Raw genomic sequence first — 17,469 nt, forward strand, 5'->3', positions numbered from 1 at the left:
CAAGCTTCACAAATAGTTTACAAAGATCACAGTAATCCAGCCAAAATCAGGTCATCTTATACCTAACATGGCCCATTCCTTTCATCAATTCTTTTTAAGATATAAGAGAGCACGATGGAATAAACCACATAGATCACAAATATAAAAAACCCCAATTGCAGGGCAGAATTATTGGCCGTAACTGTTTTTAAGGTATCATTTTCCATATTCAGCCCAGAAAGTTGGCTTTTTAAAATGCCATTCAACCCGATATAGGTCATGGCAATGCCAACCACCATTACATCGGCCATATCCCATTTACCCAAATCAAAGGCCATAAACCGCAGCACTGTCCTACTCCCAAAAAGGTGACTACAAGAAACATGAATCCCTCTCGCCACTAAGCGAAGTAAGGGCAGTATAACCACAAAAATCAGCAGTAATACACCTACCAACACAGCATCAGGCTTAGGTTGCTCAATCAAAGTGCCAATAATACCCAATATACTTTTGCTCTGAAAGAAAAGAACTTGGTTGGTAAAGGCGATTTTATCACCTAAAAATGCAAATTCGAGCGACTGCATACGGGCATCAACCTCTATAATTGGTGAGGTTACCCCAACAATAAGCAATATAATGGCAAATAGTATTGACATGATAAATAGCGTTACATGCAGTTGAACCTGTTTTCTCAAAAACAACCACAATACTAATGCAATAGTTACACAACCAAGCATACCCAATGCATAAGAAAGGCTTGCTTTTTTAATCTTTGCAAGTCTTGCCTGCACTACTCGATCAAAACTTGCTTCATTATCTACATGATATTTTCGGTAAATATTACGTTCTACGGTGGTAATTGTAGTATCTGTACGATCGTAAGTCTGCGCCTCCAACTCATCTACCTTGCTAGAGGCAATGCCCTTAATTTTTTTTAAACTGGTTGGGCTGGTTATCTTCAAAATAATAGTTTTGGCAAATGATGGCACTTGAGCATGCAGTTCACTCACATCTACAAAGCTTTTAAAGGCAAATTTCTTCAGCTTTCCAACAAGGCTTTTCTGTGGTTTAGTAACTTCCGCTACAGCCTTGTTTACCAAGCCATGCAATTCCTTTTCTACCTGCTTGCGCATTTCGGTCTTTTGCTTCGCCGTTAAATTAAAGCCTTTCACCCTACGATCTACCACGGAAGAGATCTTTTCACCCCATTTATCAACTGAGAATATACCAAAAGTAATGTTGTTTGATAGGCTATAATCTTCCTTGATCCGCTTTTGCTCATAAGCAAGCTGACGGAAGCTGTATCCAAAATATGCAGCCACCAATAGAAGTATTGAAAGACCAATAATCAATGCGGTAGGTGCGAATCTGTTCTTTTCTACTGATGTATTGTGTGGATGATTTATTGTAGTTGCCATAAATTCAATCTAAAAGATTAGTGTGCATCATGTGGTGTAATAAACTTCAGTATGGTAGAAAGAATGAGGCCGTAAAGCACAAAACTAATGAAGATGATATAACCTGGTTGCAAGGAGGTATTATTGGTAGTGAGAATCGTTAACGAATCATTTTTGATATTTAGTGCCTGAAGTTGACCCTCTAGCAATCCATTAAGCCCAATGAAAGCCATTAAAATGGCAATTACGATTACATCAGCCATACTCCATTTTCCCGATTGAAATGCAAAGTATTTAATCACTCTGTTCTCGGCTAATTTTTTATTGCCCAATAGGTGAAAGCCTGTTGAGCTTAGTTTTACCACTGGAAATAAAATACTGAATACAAGAATCAACGCCCCTACCAAAATGGAATCAATTCCTGGTTGACTGATTAGCACCCTTACTACATCCATGATACTTTTGCTTTGAAAGAATAATACCTGATCCTTAAACACCACATGCTCACCAAGCAGTACAAAATCGAGCGAGCGAATGCGGGCATCTACCTCAATCATGGAAGCTGTAAGCCCAACGGCTAAAAGAATAAAAGCGAAAAGTAACGACATAACAAAGAGGGATACATGTAGATCACGACGTTTACGAAGCCCCCACCAAAAGCCAAGTACAACCACTACGCAGCCGAGCATTCCAAAACAATAGTTGTACGTTTGCGTACGGATCTCTGCAAGTGATGCCCTAAGCTTTCTATTAAGATCTTCAGTAGAAGACACCTGATATTTGGCATACATGGCCTTTACGGCACCACTATTTGCCAAAAAAGCACTGTCTGTTTTTTCTTCGGCAGCCAACTCATTAAACTCGCCAATGGCCATTTTGCTGAGTTGCCGCTTATTTTTTGGATCGTCTACCTCGGCAATTATTTGTTTGGCAAAGCCAGGAACTTGCGCCCTAATGCTGTCAGAATTAACAAAGTTTCGAATGGCAAACTTCTGGATTTTCCCACTGATAGTCTTCTTAGGTTTATTTACCAAAGCCTCTGCCTTATTGATAAGAGCAAGAATAACCTGTTCTACTTCGTGCTGTAGCACTTTTTTCTGCTTGCGGCTCATCTTGAGATTTCCAACCTGATGGTGCACTATTTTCGCAACGTTATCTTTCCATTGCTGCACAGAAAAAAGTCCGAAAGTAATATTGTTGATATTGGAGTAATCCTCCTTTATACGCTCCTGCTGATCAGAAAGCTGATGCAATCTAAAACCAAAATAACCCTCTGCACAAAGCAGCAATCCTAGGGCAAGGATGAGCATCAATCTCGATAAAAGCGATCTTTTCTCCGATACATATTTTTGTTGTTTTTCCAAGCCGAATGTATTATGGGATATTTTAATGCACCTACCTAAGCCTGTTGAAAGCAGCGCATGCACTAACAAGACAATATTTAGCCAGATATTGGGAGATAAACCAATAAAAATAAAAAAGGTTTGGAAAGTGGTAAGAAAAGTAAAATTCAATTTTGAATAAGCAAGTTAAAATTATTGGCCATTGCTTATTAACACAGAGAAAAATTGAATAGGCCATGCATTTTATTGTTGCTATCGAAGAAATGAAGCTGCAGTTTTTGAAGTCTTTTTTGAGATTTGATCAACCTTTTTAGGACTCCACAAAATAACAAAAGCCTTTAAATCTTCATCTAAAGGCTTTTCAATTTCTATCCCATAATTAACATTTGGAAAGTCATTTTTGTGGTCCCGACGAAGCCAGAACAAGCTTTATTTAAACAACCTACTGACTAACAATTACTTGCAAAACACGATTACGACTCACTAACGATCCAAAATGACTGTTATTGGGCTCAAATGTTATCACTCAAATTTACGAAATGAATTCGTTTAACACAAGAAAAATCATCTAAATACAACCAGCTACAAAATATTAAGAAAATTAATAAATGATTTTCGCGAACATTCAGTAACAACAACACATGCATTTACCCTAATTCTATTACAATTACTGATAAAATTCACCCTAATTCTGTGACAGAAAAGTAATTAATTAACCCTAATTTTGTAACAACAAGTAGTTTAGGAATTAAAGTTTGTTAAATGTTCGATAGGATAATATTTACAGAGTTAGAAAAATGGCTTACCAAATCAAATCGTAAGCCATTAGTGATAAGAGGCGCTAGACAGGTGGGTAAGACGACCGTTGTTGGGCAATTTTCAAAAAAATTTAAGCAGTACATCTATCTCAATCTCGAGCTTGCTGTTGACAGAAAGCCTTTTGAAGAGTTCACAACGATCGAACTACTCGTGCAGTCTTTGTTTTTTATTAAAAATCAGTCACTTACCCAAAGAAACGATACGCTTTTGTTTATTGATGAAATACAGGAAGTGCCTGAGGCTTTAAACATTCTACGTTATTTTTATGAAGACCAACCAGGGATTGCAGTAATAGCCGCGGGCAGTATGCTCGAAACTTTATTTGATAAAAACATTAGCTTTCCGGTTGGTAGAGTGGAATATATGGTTTTAAGACCTGTTTCTTTTCCCGAGTTTTTGAGTGCTATGGATGAGCGGGAAGCGATAAATTATTTACAACAGGTACCCGCACCAACCTTTACACATGATAAACTCATGCAGCTATTTCATACCTATGCACTTATAGGGGGAATGCCAGAAGTTATTAAAGAGTATAGTAAAAATAAAGATCTACTGGAGTTGTCAGCAATCTTCGATTCGTTGATTACGGCATATATGGACGATGTTGAGAAATATGCTGGCACAAATGCACAGGCATTACATATAGGTCATGCAATAAGGGCATCATTTGGACAGGCCGGTCAGCGTATTAAATTTGAAGGTTTCGGAAATTCGCCCTACCGGTCCAGGGATATGGGAGAAGCATTAAGAACGCTGGAAAAGGCCCTGTTAATTGAGCTCATTTACCCGTCAAGTGATGTAAAACTGCCTTTGCTGCCAGACTATCGGAAATCTCCAAGGCTTCAGGTGCTGGATACTGGAATGCTTAATTATTTTGCTGGTATACAGACCGAGATTTTAGGAACCGATGATTTAAATAAAGTCTATCAAGGGACCTTAATTGAGCACTTGGTTGGTCAAGAGTTATTAGCCACACAGTTTAAATCTTTAAGTGCACTCCATTTTTGGGTACGGGAGAAGACTACTTCAAGTGCGGAGGTGGACTACGTTGTACCTTTTGAAGGGCAACTAATTCCGGTAGAAGTGAAATCAGGAGCTGAAGGTAAATTAAAATCTCTGCATATGTTTATGGATCTGTCCCCACATAATATGGCCATCCGATTTTATGCAGGCTCGCTGCACATTACTGATGCCGTTACCCCCGGTGGCAAGAAATACAAACTATTGAATCTCCCTTATTATCTGGTATCTCAAATCGAGAATTACCTAACCTGGTTCAAAACACAAATCTAGATTAGCAAGTTTACACGAATTTTTCAAAGATTTAAAATTGACTAAATTTTAGGCTTAATCTCTAAAACATTTGGAAAGGCTTGTAATCAGGAAAGACAATCTTGAAGAACAATTATCTGATTATCTCGGGACAATAGTTCATACACTAAATACAAGTATTTCCTGCCCCATAATCAAGCAGATCTTTAAAATCTAGTCTAGAATATCGAGTAATTTAGCTGAATCAAACTTTGTATGCTCTCCTGATCTTACGTAACCAAGCTGGTTGGTAAGCATTATTGTTTCACCGATTTTAAAAGGTGAGGTGTTTTGGTGATGGTGACCATATATCCAATAAAGAGGATTATATTTTTCTATCATCTCAGTTAATTCTACAGCAAATGCTTCATTCAGTATACTTCCCAAAAACCTGGAAGGATAGTTCATTAAAGTTGGTACATGATGAGTAACTACAATCTTTTGCTGTCCATTTTCATTTGATATTTCTCTCTGAATAAAGTCTAAACTTTCCTGATGTAGTCTATTGTAATCAGTTGGCCTGAAAACTTGCCCGTTATTCCGGATCACGTAAAAATCAGACATCCCATCAAATATCTGTCTCTCATTTGGAGGACTAATGCGAGACCACATTGTTGAAAAGATTAAATCGTAATCTGTAGCCTTGATCGTAATGTTGTTGACCAATTCAACATTATTTTTGATCTGCTCTTGATGGGGGCCAGTACATCTGGCGATATCACCGTAATAGTATTCATGATTACCTGGGATCCAATATACCTGCTCAAAATTATCTGAAACATAATTGAAGAAATCCATGCGTTTTTCAAGCTGGCTAAAAGTTACAATATCGCCAGCCAAAATCAATACATCAGCCTTAGGTTGAATTGGGAATTTATTCAGATAATCATAATTTTCAGGGAATTCTAAATGTAAATCAGATGCGTATTGAAAGGTCATGTTTATTAAATGTTTTAACAATTGAAAATAGGCCATCTATAATCTTACTAATAACTATAGAAATAATTTATAGCTAAATGTAGCAATTGGAGAGTTTGCCATTATACCAAAACAAATGACATCATCTTTTTGTTTAGATAAAGACATCAATTAACTGAAAATCAATAATTTATGGAAAAATCCGACGAAACCAGAACAAGTTTTATTTAAATAACTTTCTGACTATCAAATACTTGAAAAACACAATTTCGACTCACTAACTGTCAAAATGACCCTTTTACAGCTCAAATGTAAGCTCTCAAATTTAAGAAATCAGGTTAATAATACAAAAGAAATTCATTGTTAATTTATACATTTAAGTAAGTTATAGTTGAAAAACTAGTCTCCAAAAAAGGAAAAGCGCGAACGATCACTGAAAGGGTCGAGCCCCATCAGCGACCCGTTAGCCCTTTAAGATATCTTAGAGGGCTTTTTTAATTTAGCTTATTTTCAAATCGTTGAATAACATAGATAAGGACGGATTTTGGTTTCGAGCCCTGTATGCGTACCCTGACGGTGCAAAGAAAAATCAAATCTGAAAATTACACCCAACTTGCTGTTATTGAGAATTTTATAGCCTTATTTCTGGTTCGAGCTTTGTATATCGCAGACCACAAGAACAGAATTCATATCAATTATGTCGGGAAAGGCACAAGCTATATTGATTTGTGCTGTGATTTTGCGAGGATTGTTGTAAATGGGCTAAATTAAGCGATTATTTTAACATTGGCAGGGGTTGCCTGATATTACAGAAATATCGGGAGGCCCTTGCGGGCATTAACTTTTGCGAAAATGTACATAGGTGAAGTAGTGGCGGAAGCATAAGTTATTTTATATTATTACTAATAATGAGATTCTTCGGAAAAACAATTATATTCGTTTAAACCAAATTACGCTTGGATCTCGAAACTCCCAAAAAACACTATAGAATTCCGGATGAAAATGTCCGTTTTGAAGCAGTTGTGCCTCCTAAGGGAGGGCGGTCTTTTAAAAGAAATGACTATGCCGATCATGCAAATTATTTGTTGGAGAGAAGTTCGCTTGTTAGAACATCTCTTACTCAAAAAGATGATTATAATTGGAGTAAACACTTATATCTCAATATTAAATCCCCTCAGTCTACAGTAATTAAAAGTGAAAAGACAAAGTTAAAAGCGTTGGGGTTTGAGATAATAAGCTTAAACAGATTTCATAAAAATGTATGTCTTGCGAAAATCTCAAAAGATAATTTTGACGCACTAGAAAATAAAATCCAACGATATGCGAACGAGATTGGCAATCCTGGGAAGAGCAATCTGGCAATTTTAGATGATATCGAGGAGGTTGGGGCAGAGGAAAAGCTTTCTGGTCTAGCGAAATTACAAAACGATTTGACGGTAATCATATACCTTTATAACTCACTTAGCCAAAAAGAAAGATTTGTTATATTAAATCACCTAGAATCCGAATTTCAAAAACTATCAATAGATACCGAAAGCCAAGTTTTTGCGAATGGTACTACTGCCATATCTTGCAAAGCAGACTATGCTGTCCTCGAGCATGTTATAAAATCTTATTCAACTGTTAACAAGGTCGAATTAAACTCTTCATTTTACATCAAAAGATCGTTGCCAGCCTCCAAATTACCAGCGATGCTGATAGTAAATCCACCTATTTCTAATTCCATTGTAGCAATTATTGATTCGGGGATTGAATCTTCTTCTGTTCCTTTTCGAAGCTTAGTAACCACCAATTTAAGATATCTTCCAAAATCCGCAGTTGATGTTGATCAAGATCATGGGACTTTCGTGGCAAGTCGATGTCTGTATGGTGATGAAATTGATAGTTGTTTAAGTTCCAATATTCTTACACCATATTGCAAAGTTATGGATGTAACTGTATTTGGCAAAGATAAACTGGGGAAAAGCGTAGGTCCAGATGATTTTTCACTTATGAATATAATCGGAGAAGTTGTCAAAAAACATCACAAAGAAATCAAAGTTTATAATCTGTCCTTGGGTAAGCCTGAACCTATAAAAGATTTTGACTATTCAGAAGTTGCTAAGCAAATTGACTACTTGTCAAAAACATACGGCGTAATTTTTATTATAGCCTCAGGCAACATCGATGTGCCATTAGGAGTCTATCCACATGATCATTTTGGGAATAATGGGTCAAGGCTGGGTTCGCCCGCTGAATCTTTACTGGCAATTACTGTAGGATCCATTGCAAAATATGATAATTTGAACTGTTTAGCTATCAAAAATGAAATTTCGCCGTTTTCTAGAATTGGTCCAGGTGCCGATGGTGGTTTGAAGCCTGAAATTGTAACGCATGGTGGCAATTTAGATAAGAAATACAAAGCAACTGCTCGTACTTCGAGTTACGGAATTAACAATACTGGAAATGAACTTGCAATAGATGTTGGAACCAGCTTTTCTGCACCTCTTGTTTCACAATATGTTATTCGCCTAATAGATGCATTTCCCGAAGTAACTATGAATCTCATAAAGGCATTACTATATCATTTTGCTCAGAAACGCTCGATACCTAGCACTATTATTAACCCACATAATTTCTACACGGGCTTCGGCGAACCAGATATTGAACAATCACTTTCTTCCGCTCCAAACGCATTTAGCTACTTTTTTGAAGGTTCGGTTGATCAAACAAAATATCAATATGTCGGATTTCATATTCCGAGTATTTTTAAGACTAACCCATCAACTAAGCTAAAGGTTAAGGTAACAGTTGTTTTTGACCCATCTGTAAATCCAGTAAACGACCTAGAGTATAGTATGGCAAGGATAAGTGCCAGCCTATTTAAAGCTCAGGGAACAGAGTTCAAGGAAATAAGCGTGGATGCTGATCAAAAGTATAATTTACCTTGGAATCCAATTCTTCAATTCGAGAAAGAATTCACCAGGGGGTTTTCATGTGGATATTGGGAACTTAGATTAAGGTTGTTTACCAGAGGTATTTTAACTAATAAGTATTTGCAGGATTTCGCCGTAATAATTGAAGTCATAGACTCAAATAATATAGTAGATGTATATAAAGAAACCCTTAAGGAATTTGGTAATAAATACGAAATCGTGAGAAGTAAGGGTAAGGCAGCTTAGCCGTTTCAGTTTGTTAGCACAAAGCTTGTGCGTGATTTTATGAGCTCACCTTTTGGAAACATGAAGACAAATATATTATAGCTATTATCAAAGTAATGATAATCGCAGGGAATTTCTCCTCCCCCCGATTCAATTACAAGTTCACTTTTCATCATTCTCCTATTTGATAGGTAGTTTTGTACGAATGGCACATCGTAATCAAAGGTTGTTTCCCATTCAATTTGTCCCAATTCCTTAGTAAAAGAAGGTGATTGAAAATAATTTCTCAGTGAAAGATTTACGGTTGAAAATGGTGATTTAGATTCCTTATTCAGTACTAGAAGAGCGCATCTTTTCTTTGAATGCTCAACATATCTCCTTATTGTAGCATGAAATGAACCACCGAATAATTTCTGTAATTGAAGGCAAGTTGCTAGTTCAAGGGGATATTCGCCGACTTTTTCATTGAAGATTTGCACTTGAAATAATGCAGAAGAAGCAAAATAGTTTGCCTCGGATTCAAACATATCGTTGATATCAGGATCTAAGGTTTCATCATCATCCAAATATTTCAACATATTGCTTTGCCATCCGCAAAGCTCATGTCCAACTTCATGCAATTTTACAAATTTTTGCTTTGAAGCGTGTTGGTTTAAATCTAGGTAAATCACCTTTTCAGTGCGATCTAATACCCCTCTTATCTTTGCCCAACCACTTTTTAGGGCTAGGCCTTTTTTCAAAAAGAAATTTGACGGAGCTTTACTTAAATCTACAGAAGAATCAACTCGCAATTCTGCATATTTAAGAATTTTATCCACGGGCGTGGGAAAAACACCCAGTGAATTACTTTTGTACAAAGCATCTAACGCGATGTTCTCAATGTCCGATTTCTTCTTGTCACTTATCATTTTTTAGTTTGATGTCGTAAAAATTTTAGGTATTCAATAATTTTGTCCCTTTCTTCATCTGTCAAATCTCCCATTGCCGAAGAAAATGCAAAACTTCCTGTTTGTACAGTTGAATCTTTTTTCTTTTCTACTATTCCGGCAGTAACCATTAAATCATCAAAATTCATGTTGAACAGCTCTGATAATCTATATAAGGTATTTGCAGAAGGCTTCTTTATCTTATCGTTTTCTAACTGACTTAAATAGGCATTAGATATGCCTGACTGAATTTCGAGCTCTCTTAATGAGATTTGTTTTAGCTCTCGTGCATCTTTTAGGATTTTTCCTAGTGATTTGTTTACAGTTTCCATAGCAGTACAAAGTTAAGTAGACTTATTCTAATTAGCAAATGCTAATTTCAGTAAGCGTATGTATAGCAAGATAAAAATTATCAAGCACATTATCAAGCACTTGATAAATATATTTAATTATTATCAAGCATTGCTTGCTCAAGCAAGCAATATTGTGTATGTTTGTATCATTAAATCATATAGTTATGAAAGATACAGAAAAGGGGGCAGACCTTACAACTGCCATTAAGAGCTTACCGCTAATCATTGGGACTAAAAGTTTCGACTGGGGTAAACAGTACATTACGGGCAGGCAAGTAAGAGACCTTGTGAATGCCTCCGAGGAAGTTGAACTTTTCTTAGCTATCAAAAAGCCGTGGGAAGATGAGTTAATCCTTGATGAGGATAAGGTTGACTTGGCTAGACCAGGAATTGAGAAGTTTTTCTTTAAGGATATACTTCTACTTACCATCAACGACAAAAAGTACAAATGGTATGAACAGTATATCACTGGTAAACAGTTAAAGGTTCTGGCACAGATACCAATAGAAGATGCGCTTTATTTGAGTATTAAAAAGCCCTGGGAAAATGAGCTGGTGGAGAACGAGACGAGTGTTGATCTTGCCAGACCAGGGATTGAGCATTTTTTTTCAAAGGAGGTTGATCGGGAAGTAGTAATCATTGTGAATGGTAAACCAAGAACTTGGAACAAGAGAAAAATCTCTTTTGAGGAAGTTGTCTCCCTTGCGGAAGGTAATGCCAATAACGAGCAGAAAGCCTACACCGTTACGTACCTTAAGGGCCCAAAACAGAATCCTGAGGGAGAAATGGCTAAAGGTGATATTGTTTTTGTAACCGATAAAATGATCTTCAATGCAACACCAACTGATAAATCATAGTCCCGATCTGAAACGCCTCAGGGATGAGGGTTACGATCTAGAGGTGAAAGGTGGATACGTCTGTATCCACCACATCCCTTATGTTAATGCAGAAATGCAAGTGAAATATGGTAAGCTTATATGCGCCCTTAGCATAACTTCTCCTACTTCGATTTCCAAGCCTGCTGACCATACGGCATATTTTATGGGGGAAATGCCGTGCCATAAAGATGGTGTCCCATACACATCCATTGTAAATAATAGCCAAGTGACTCCCTTAGTTGATGGCTATATAGGTAATCACTACTTATCTAGCAAGCCTGCATGTGGTTATTATGATGACTTTTATGATAAATTGACGAGGTATGCAAGCCTAATATCTGCACCAGCAAAATCAATTGATGGGACTGCAACTGAAACTCCATTTAATCCTTTCAGGGATGATATAGAAGATAGTTCTTTCAATTACTTTGATACCAACGCAAGTAGGGCGAACATAGTTCAGGTGAATGCCAAACTGAGTGGGCAGAAAATAGTGATTATCGGCCTGGGCGGTACAGGTTCTTATATTCTTGACCAAGTTGCTAAAACTCCAGTAGCGGAGATACATTTATATGATGCTGATGTTTTCTCTCAGCACAATGCATTTCGTTCACCTGGTGCTCCTTCTATCGAGGAATTGGACTTGAAAAAAAGCAAAGCGGAATATTTTGCGGATATATACTCGAAGATGCATAAAGGTGTTATTCCTCATGTTGAATATATTACGGTAGAAAATGTTCAGCTATTAAAAGATGCATCTTATGTTTTCATTTGCATAGATAACAACTCCGCGAGGAAATGCATCATCGATGAGCTACTTAAGTTAAAGGTTTCTTTCATCGATGTAGGGCTCGGCGTTACATTGGTAGATGATCAATTAATAGGTATCGTAAGAACTACAACGGGAACGGATTTAAAAAATGATCATTTAACCAAAAGAATTCCTATTGAAGAAACTGAAGGGAATGAGTATCGTACAAACATACAAATTGCTGACCTAAATACACTTAACGCAATCATGGCAGTGATTAAATGGAAAAAACTCAGTGCATTTTATCAAGATCTTGTAGAAGAACATCAAACCACTTATTCAATTAACGTAGCACAACTTTTAAATGGAGACACTACAGCATAGGTTCGTGGAATTTATTCCTGAAGTACTGGATGAAGGCATTTTGTATATCACAATGGAATATAGAACCGCAGTTCATATGTGTGTTTGTGGATGTGGAAATGAAGTAATTACTCCATTCTCTCCTACAGATTGGCATTTAAGATTCTATGGAGATAGTGTTTCTATATATCCATCAATAGGGAGCTGGAGTTTTAAATGTAGGTCTCATTATTGGATTACTAGAAATCGGATTGAACATGCCGAAAGTTGGAACGATAGAGAGGTTCAACAAGGAAGAGATGCAGATAAAATGAACAAGAAAAGCTTCTACGATGAAAAGTCACAAGAGCCTAAATTTGAAAAACCTGGAACTAAACTAAATAGAAAAACAAAAAAATGGAGTTTGAAATCTTTTTTTTCATTTCTCGGATTTAAGTAGAACTAAAAATATGAAAGGAGGTATTTTAAATGAGCAAGATAACAGTAAGGGTTAATAAGAGTGCTATTACAGGAAGATTTGTGTCAAATGCACAAGTTAAGCGCAGTCCAAAAACAACATACGTTCAAACAGTTAAAAAATCGAAAAGAAAATGAGTAAAAATCAACATGTAGTGCCGCACAACGGGAGTTGGGCAGTGCGCGGTGCAGGGAACGAAAGAGTCACCAGAATAGCCGCAACACAATCTCAAGCACAGGAAATAGCTAGAGGGATTGCGATTAATCAAAGGTCTGAAGTTATAATCCATAGACCTAATGGACAGATTAGAGACCGTAATTCATATGGTAACGATCTTTATCCACCAAAGGGCTAGTTTATGATTTTGATTACTTAAGCCATGATGAAATAATTTGTTATGGCTTTTAGTTTTATATAGATAACTTTAATGTTATGAATGACCCAAATAAAGAAGCGCAAAAGGGAAATATTCTTTGGAGCGACAATAACCTAAACAAAAGTGGTAGAAGAGCTCATTATATGGTTTTTATTAAGCCACACGATGCTCATTATTTTGTAGGAGCAATGATAACGCATGCCAAAGGGTTTAATAATATTGAATTAGAGGAAAATCATTTTGAAAAAAGTGATGCTAATGGAAAGAACTATAAGGTTTACTTTGATAGAAGCCTTATTGTAGGGAATCCACTTTTTAAGAGCCTTGAGTGGCGACCTTTTGAAAAAGTTGGCCAGCTAACAGAAGAAGGAATAGCATTTGTTGAAAATGAAATATTAAAATTTGCTCCCGCATTTTATGTGGATAATGCAAATTGATGTTGTAGAACATTCCGAAAGTTAGTGTTGTAACTATTTAATTAGCACTGCTAGGTGATCGTAGACAGGAAGATATCCAACTCTCTCAAATATTTTAATTGACCTAGGATTTGCCCTGTCAGCAAGGAGACCGACCTTAAGGTGTCCCTTAGATAATAGGAGTGAACTGAGCTGAGTTAATAGTGAATAGCCATATCCTTTACCACGAAGTTTAGATTTAGTGAAGAATTGCCCAATGAGAGGATAAAATTTCTCTTCACTGATAACTTGAGCAATGCTACAAATATTTCCGTCAATTGTCAATTTATATATATTGCCATTTTCGATGCCTGACTTAGTAATATCATAGAAGTATTCTGCTGTTCTAGGGCCTTTACCCTGATATTCTTCCATATAATATTGATGGGACATTTCAGCTATTTCCAACTTATCTTCTACAAAAGCCTTTTGTATTTGCTGATCAGGAAATTCTTGTGGACTTACATTATCAATGGAATATACGATGCGGTCTTTAATCACTTCGTAAGGAACATCATTAAACTCCAAAAGATCTGTGATTACAATTCGCTGTCCTGAAAGCGTATATCCTGTTAGGGTAGGGAAATCAAGATCCCTCTCAATTGCTTCCAAAGTCTCATCCGTCCAGCCAAAAGAGTGTACTACAATGTTCTCGTCAAACCACATACAGTAAGCGGTTTCTTGCCCACGATCATATATGTCCCATAGCTGAAACAATTGTTTTGATGCTAGCATGTTCATAAGACTACTATAAAAAGCAAAGTAGTTCTTGTCAATTATTTTTGCATTTACATTGAGGAACTCCTGACTTGTGCTAAAATATTTTTTTTTGATCATCTTTTGTGGTGTAATTTATTTGAACGTCACATCCTAATATAAATTTATTCAAATACATCATACAGCTTAAAAGGATGGTTAAAACGGTTCTGCTCCAACAGGTAGCTGTTGAAATTTACATCCCTGGCCGCTTGCAGCGGCACGGGGCTAGGATATAATACAAATTCAAAGATGTCCACAATAGTGACCTGCCGCTGGCTGATTTCCAGTGCGTGGGCAACTTCCGCATGGCAGATACCGATGTTATAGGGTGCCCAACCGGAACTTCCTCCAAACAAAGGCAATGGAGTGATCTGAATCTTGGATCTCCTTGAGGCAATGGTTATAACTGTCTTCGCTGCCATCGGTCACAAATTTCTCGTTGATGGAAATTTCCAGGAAATCCTTTCCCCGAAACTGCTCTTTTTCAAGCTCTGCTTTTAAAAACAACCTGAGCTGCGTCAGTGTGGAACTAGGGGATTTATCCAGTTTCAGGGTATCATTGTTCCTACTGGAAATAAAAATTTTATAGATCATGTGAGGTGCGTTTATGGTGGTAATATAACGATATTTATAGGGACCGTAATTGAATCTGTTCATTGTGTTGCTTTTCCGGTCCTCAGTTCCAGCTGATGGACTTTGTAACCTTCAATGATCAAATTTGGATTCTCGGTAGAGGTGAAAATAGTCTGGAATCCAAAGTTTTCTTCTTTGATGACCTCCAGTAACCTGTTTACTCCCGCTACATCCATGCTTTTGAAAGTATGGTATTCCAGAAGTAGAATGGTAAAATTGAATTTAGCGTAATAAGTGGCGATCTTCAGCATAATTTCGACCATTACGCGATCCTGCTCCCCACCTGATAATGCATTAAACCTTCTTTTGGGCACAGTTGGGGAATCACTTACTTTCGTCAGAAGATCTTTCTGGTCAGCGCTGAAGGATAGGTCATTGACAAAAAATTTTCTGTCCGTGTTGATGCTCGATACAATCGAAATAAATTCATGCCTGGTCAGTCGGAAATAGCCAGCCAGTAATTCTACATTGGAACTCTTTTCGCGCTTTTCTTCTTTCATCGAGTTCACAAAGTCCCAGAAAAAGGTATCCATGTAAAATACATTTATCGCCGGAAATAATACGGGAATGGTAAAGTCGTTTAATGCATAAGATATTATGCCCTTTGGATCTATCCGGATCGAAAACTTTTCAGCCTGGTTTTTAAAGAACCAAATGTTGCAAAATGCGCTCAGGCCTTGCCTGTTCTTTCTGGCCCAGCGTTTGAGGTATTTCCGGTTGGATAACGAAGCGATGAATTCACAGATCAGCGTTTTGCCGGCCCCATTTTCGCCGATGATAACGTTCCGTTCCGCCAAATTCAGATCAAAAGAGTTCAATATCCAGCCAACGTTGTTGACCTCGATCCTGGTAATCGCCCCATTGGCTGTTCGGATACCCGATTGCTGAAGCCGCACCTTTTCCTCATGGTCCCGCTTCAAGCTCTGAAGTTCAGCCACTGAAAATGTATCTTTGTCGCCATCAATATAATCCGCGTGGTTATTGCACAACCATATCCCGTTTTCAATACCTGAACGTTGGGCAGGGCTCATCGATTCATCGTAACGACGACCTCCCTTGGAAGCAGCCGTAATGTGGGCGGCTACACCAATCAGGTTGACAGCTTGCAGTCCCTCCCGGGAAGGTCCGACAGTGATCAGCCCACAAATCGAGCATTGGTAGCCAGCCCGCTGAGCGAGGGCAATTTTAGTTGTGTTTGAAAATTCGTCTCTTGGCATTTTTTTCTTTTTGTCTTCCAAAGATGGAAGTCGTCTGTAAGATTTATAACGATATGCTAAAGTGATTTTGCCCGGAAATAAATTCCGCAGCCCTCAAAAAAAGAAGAAGGTCGAAAAATTTATCTCTCGGAAATCTTCGTTTCAAAGCGCCATCTCACTCACTTCCGTTTTGCACCAAACATAACAGAATTGGCATTATCTCTTCCATTAAGATCAGCAGGATTTTTTGAACGATTTAGAGGAGCTAAAAAGCTAATATCACTTATGCCCTCTCTAACCGGTAAAAAGGCGTCATGGATGTAGCGAAACTCATCGGATCGCTAGCTAGTGATCCACTAAGTGAGACTGTGATTAAGGAGCGTTAGCAATCGCGTCATCCAATATGAATGCTTTATGAAAAGCATCGTTAATATAATTGGCATTTTATTGATCGATATTTCAACTATTAACGCTATAATAAAACACCGATTTTTTACCTGTTTTATCCATTCGTTTTAGAATTCCTTCATTATACATCCTGTCTAATACTTTAGCAATAACTTTTGGATTAAAATTTTTGGAGTACTTTGGGTTTTCTTTTATATATACATGAATCTCCTTTGCTCGTCTAGGTTCCGAAAAATACTGGTCCTTTATTAATACATTCCTTAAAAAATAAGTAGCAATTCCCTCTTTTGAACGCGAACTAAAATATTCTGGATTTGACTTATTGTCTTCATAAAAATCTTTTAAAGCTTCAATATCTTCAATCCGTTTTATATTTATTAATTTTTCCGAAAAGAGCTGTGCTATTGTAATTTCAAAAAACGCAGTTATTTTTTCTAAAGTTTGAACTGAAGGTTTCGTTTGTTGCAACAATATTTTACGGATAGTCATTGATGACAAGTTTGTTCCCTCTGCTAAGCCATTTATCGTTAAATCTGATTGATCCATTAAGGAAGTCAATTGCTTTTTAATCAAAGTGTATTCTTTATTGTCCATTAAGAGCAAAAAAGATTATAACTTTGGAGACAATAATTAAATAATTATTTGTTTTTTGACGTCAAAATAATATATTTGTTTATTATAATTAGGTATTAATAAGAGTCTTGCAACCACAAAATCTGAGGCCGTTGAAGCAAGACAGCAGATTAATACCCACAGCTTGTTTTGGATGTACTATATTTGTACATTGAAATAACTGTGGGGACTGCTGTAATTCCATTTCAACATAAGGCCTCAGAAACTTTTAAGTGGTGATGGTTTGCGGCCCCCACAGGTATTAGCAATCTAAACAAGACTCGTATAAGCCCATACGAGCATGAATTTTAAATCAACTACCCTTTTCAATCACCTTATTTCCTTGGTGATCTGCGCACCAGAATAGCTTTGTTCATCAAGGCGGGAAGTAATAA

General features: G+C 37.1%; 16 protein-coding genes. 7 read left to right on the top strand and 9 right to left on the bottom strand.

Features of this window, described 5'->3' with window-relative positions; genetic code table 11:
• Positions 1-62: 62 nt before the first annotated feature.
• Positions 63-1,397, bottom strand: coding sequence for a paraquat-inducible protein A (locus tag EZ449_RS02640; RefSeq protein ID WP_131556395.1), 1,335 nt, complete (start codon positions 1,395-1,397; stop codon positions 63-65).
• Positions 1,398-1,414: 17 nt separating this feature from the next.
• Positions 1,415-2,740 carry a paraquat-inducible protein A gene (locus EZ449_RS02645; protein ID WP_225872207.1) on the bottom strand — a complete coding sequence of 442 codons (1,326 nt, stop codon included), beginning with the start codon at positions 2,738-2,740 and terminating at the stop codon, positions 1,415-1,417.
• Positions 2,741-3,481: 741 nt separating this feature from the next.
• On the opposite strand from EZ449_RS02645, the gene EZ449_RS02650 reads away from it, so the two are divergent.
• On the top strand, positions 3,482-4,831 hold the full coding sequence (locus tag EZ449_RS02650) for an ATP-binding protein (RefSeq protein ID WP_131556396.1): 1,350 nt from the start codon (positions 3,482-3,484) through the stop codon (positions 4,829-4,831).
• 192 nt (positions 4,832-5,023) lie between these two features.
• On the opposite strand, the gene EZ449_RS02655 is transcribed toward EZ449_RS02650, so the two are convergent.
• Positions 5,024-5,788, bottom strand: coding sequence for a metallophosphoesterase (locus EZ449_RS02655; RefSeq protein ID WP_131556397.1), 765 nt, complete (start codon positions 5,786-5,788; stop codon positions 5,024-5,026).
• A 935-nt stretch (positions 5,789-6,723) separates the two neighbouring features.
• On the opposite strand from EZ449_RS02655, the gene EZ449_RS02660 reads away from it, so the two are divergent.
• On the top strand, positions 6,724-8,928 hold the full coding sequence (locus tag EZ449_RS02660; RefSeq protein ID WP_131556398.1) for a S8 family peptidase: 2,205 nt from the start codon (positions 6,724-6,726) through the stop codon (positions 8,926-8,928).
• 5 nt (positions 8,929-8,933) lie between these two features.
• Here the strand turns inward: EZ449_RS02660 and EZ449_RS02665 are convergent, their stop codons facing one another.
• Both EZ449_RS02665 and EZ449_RS02670 read right to left on the bottom strand, forming a co-directional pair.
• Positions 8,934-9,815 (bottom strand): ImmA/IrrE family metallo-endopeptidase, encoded by an 882-nt coding sequence (locus EZ449_RS02665; RefSeq protein ID WP_131556399.1) that lies wholly within the window; start codon positions 9,813-9,815, stop codon positions 8,934-8,936.
• Positions 9,812-10,165 (bottom strand): helix-turn-helix domain-containing protein, encoded by a 354-nt coding sequence (locus EZ449_RS02670; protein ID WP_131556400.1) that lies wholly within the window; start codon positions 10,163-10,165, stop codon positions 9,812-9,814. The genes EZ449_RS02665 and EZ449_RS02670 overlap by 4 nt, the downstream gene beginning before the upstream one ends.
• Before the next feature lie 185 nt (positions 10,166-10,350).
• Between EZ449_RS02670 and EZ449_RS02675 the strand changes: the two genes are divergently transcribed.
• From EZ449_RS02675 to EZ449_RS02695, 5 genes are all read left to right on the top strand, one after another.
• Positions 10,351-11,043 (top strand): multiubiquitin domain-containing protein, encoded by a 693-nt coding sequence (locus EZ449_RS02675; RefSeq protein ID WP_131556401.1) that lies wholly within the window; start codon positions 10,351-10,353, stop codon positions 11,041-11,043.
• The gene (locus EZ449_RS02680) at positions 11,018-12,199 is read left to right on the top strand and encodes a ThiF family adenylyltransferase (protein WP_131556402.1); all 1,182 of its coding nucleotides are present in this window, start codon (positions 11,018-11,020) and stop codon (positions 12,197-12,199) included. The genes EZ449_RS02675 and EZ449_RS02680 overlap by 26 nt, the downstream gene beginning before the upstream one ends.
• A complete protein-coding gene (locus EZ449_RS02685; protein WP_131556403.1) occupies positions 12,180-12,617 on the top strand; it encodes a DUF6527 family protein in 438 nt (145 codons plus the stop codon). The genes EZ449_RS02680 and EZ449_RS02685 overlap by 20 nt, the downstream gene beginning before the upstream one ends.
• A gap of 151 nt (positions 12,618-12,768) precedes the next feature.
• Positions 12,769-12,990, top strand: coding sequence for a DUF2188 domain-containing protein (locus EZ449_RS02690; protein ID WP_131556404.1), 222 nt, complete (start codon positions 12,769-12,771; stop codon positions 12,988-12,990).
• A gap of 77 nt (positions 12,991-13,067) precedes the next feature.
• Complete coding sequence (locus tag EZ449_RS02695) at positions 13,068-13,448, top strand: hypothetical protein (RefSeq protein ID WP_131556405.1); 381 nt, start codon at positions 13,068-13,070, stop codon at positions 13,446-13,448.
• Positions 13,449-13,481: 33 nt separating this feature from the next.
• Here EZ449_RS02695 and EZ449_RS02700 read toward each other — a convergent pair whose 3' ends face one another.
• The 4 genes from EZ449_RS02700 to EZ449_RS02715 form a co-directional block, all read right to left on the bottom strand.
• Positions 13,482-14,303: a GNAT family N-acetyltransferase gene (locus tag EZ449_RS02700; RefSeq protein WP_131556406.1), complete on the bottom strand. Its 822-nt coding sequence runs from the start codon at positions 14,301-14,303 to the stop codon at positions 13,482-13,484.
• Positions 14,304-14,347: 44 nt separating this feature from the next.
• Positions 14,348-14,647 (bottom strand): hypothetical protein, encoded by a 300-nt coding sequence (locus EZ449_RS02705; protein ID WP_131556407.1) that lies wholly within the window; start codon positions 14,645-14,647, stop codon positions 14,348-14,350.
• 231 nt (positions 14,648-14,878) lie between these two features.
• Positions 14,879-16,075 (bottom strand): P-loop NTPase family protein, encoded by a 1,197-nt coding sequence (locus EZ449_RS02710; RefSeq protein WP_131556408.1) that lies wholly within the window; start codon positions 16,073-16,075, stop codon positions 14,879-14,881.
• Between the two features lie 438 nt (positions 16,076-16,513).
• Positions 16,514-17,056: a helix-turn-helix domain-containing protein gene (locus EZ449_RS02715; RefSeq protein ID WP_131556409.1), complete on the bottom strand. Its 543-nt coding sequence runs from the start codon at positions 17,054-17,056 to the stop codon at positions 16,514-16,516.
• Positions 17,057-17,469 lie beyond the last annotated feature (413 nt).

It is taken from the genome of Pedobacter frigidisoli (genome assembly GCF_004331675.1).
Classification (GTDB): domain Bacteria; phylum Bacteroidota; class Bacteroidia; order Sphingobacteriales; family Sphingobacteriaceae; genus Pedobacter; species Pedobacter frigidisoli.

Excerpts from the sequence above, each read along its gene's own strand:
- EZ449_RS02640 (WP_131556395.1), bottom strand. The coding sequence starts at position 1,397 with ATGGCAACTACAATAAATCATCCACACAATACATCAGTAGAAAAGAAC.
- EZ449_RS02650 (WP_131556396.1), top strand. The coding sequence starts at position 3,482 with ATGTTCGATAGGATAATATTTACAGAGTTAGAAAAATGGCTTACCAAA.
- EZ449_RS02655 (WP_131556397.1), bottom strand. The coding sequence starts at position 5,788 with ATGACCTTTCAATACGCATCTGATTTACATTTAGAATTCCCTGAAAAT.
- EZ449_RS02665 (WP_131556399.1), bottom strand. The coding sequence starts at position 9,815 with ATGATAAGTGACAAGAAGAAATCGGACATTGAGAACATCGCGTTAGAT.
- EZ449_RS02670 (WP_131556400.1), bottom strand. The coding sequence starts at position 10,165 with ATGGAAACTGTAAACAAATCACTAGGAAAAATCCTAAAAGATGCACGA.
- EZ449_RS02675 (WP_131556401.1), top strand. The coding sequence starts at position 10,351 with ATGAAAGATACAGAAAAGGGGGCAGACCTTACAACTGCCATTAAGAGC.
- EZ449_RS02680 (WP_131556402.1), top strand. The coding sequence starts at position 11,018 with ATGCAACACCAACTGATAAATCATAGTCCCGATCTGAAACGCCTCAGG.
- EZ449_RS02685 (WP_131556403.1), top strand. The coding sequence starts at position 12,180 with ATGGAGACACTACAGCATAGGTTCGTGGAATTTATTCCTGAAGTACTG.
- EZ449_RS02690 (WP_131556404.1), top strand. The coding sequence starts at position 12,769 with ATGAGTAAAAATCAACATGTAGTGCCGCACAACGGGAGTTGGGCAGTG.
- EZ449_RS02695 (WP_131556405.1), top strand. The coding sequence starts at position 13,068 with ATGAATGACCCAAATAAAGAAGCGCAAAAGGGAAATATTCTTTGGAGC.
- EZ449_RS02700 (WP_131556406.1), bottom strand. The coding sequence starts at position 14,303 with ATGATCAAAAAAAAATATTTTAGCACAAGTCAGGAGTTCCTCAATGTA.
- EZ449_RS02705 (WP_131556407.1), bottom strand. The coding sequence starts at position 14,647 with ATGGCAGCGAAGACAGTTATAACCATTGCCTCAAGGAGATCCAAGATT.
- EZ449_RS02710 (WP_131556408.1), bottom strand. The coding sequence starts at position 16,075 with ATGCCAAGAGACGAATTTTCAAACACAACTAAAATTGCCCTCGCTCAG.
- EZ449_RS02715 (WP_131556409.1), bottom strand. The coding sequence starts at position 17,056 with ATGGACAATAAAGAATACACTTTGATTAAAAAGCAATTGACTTCCTTA.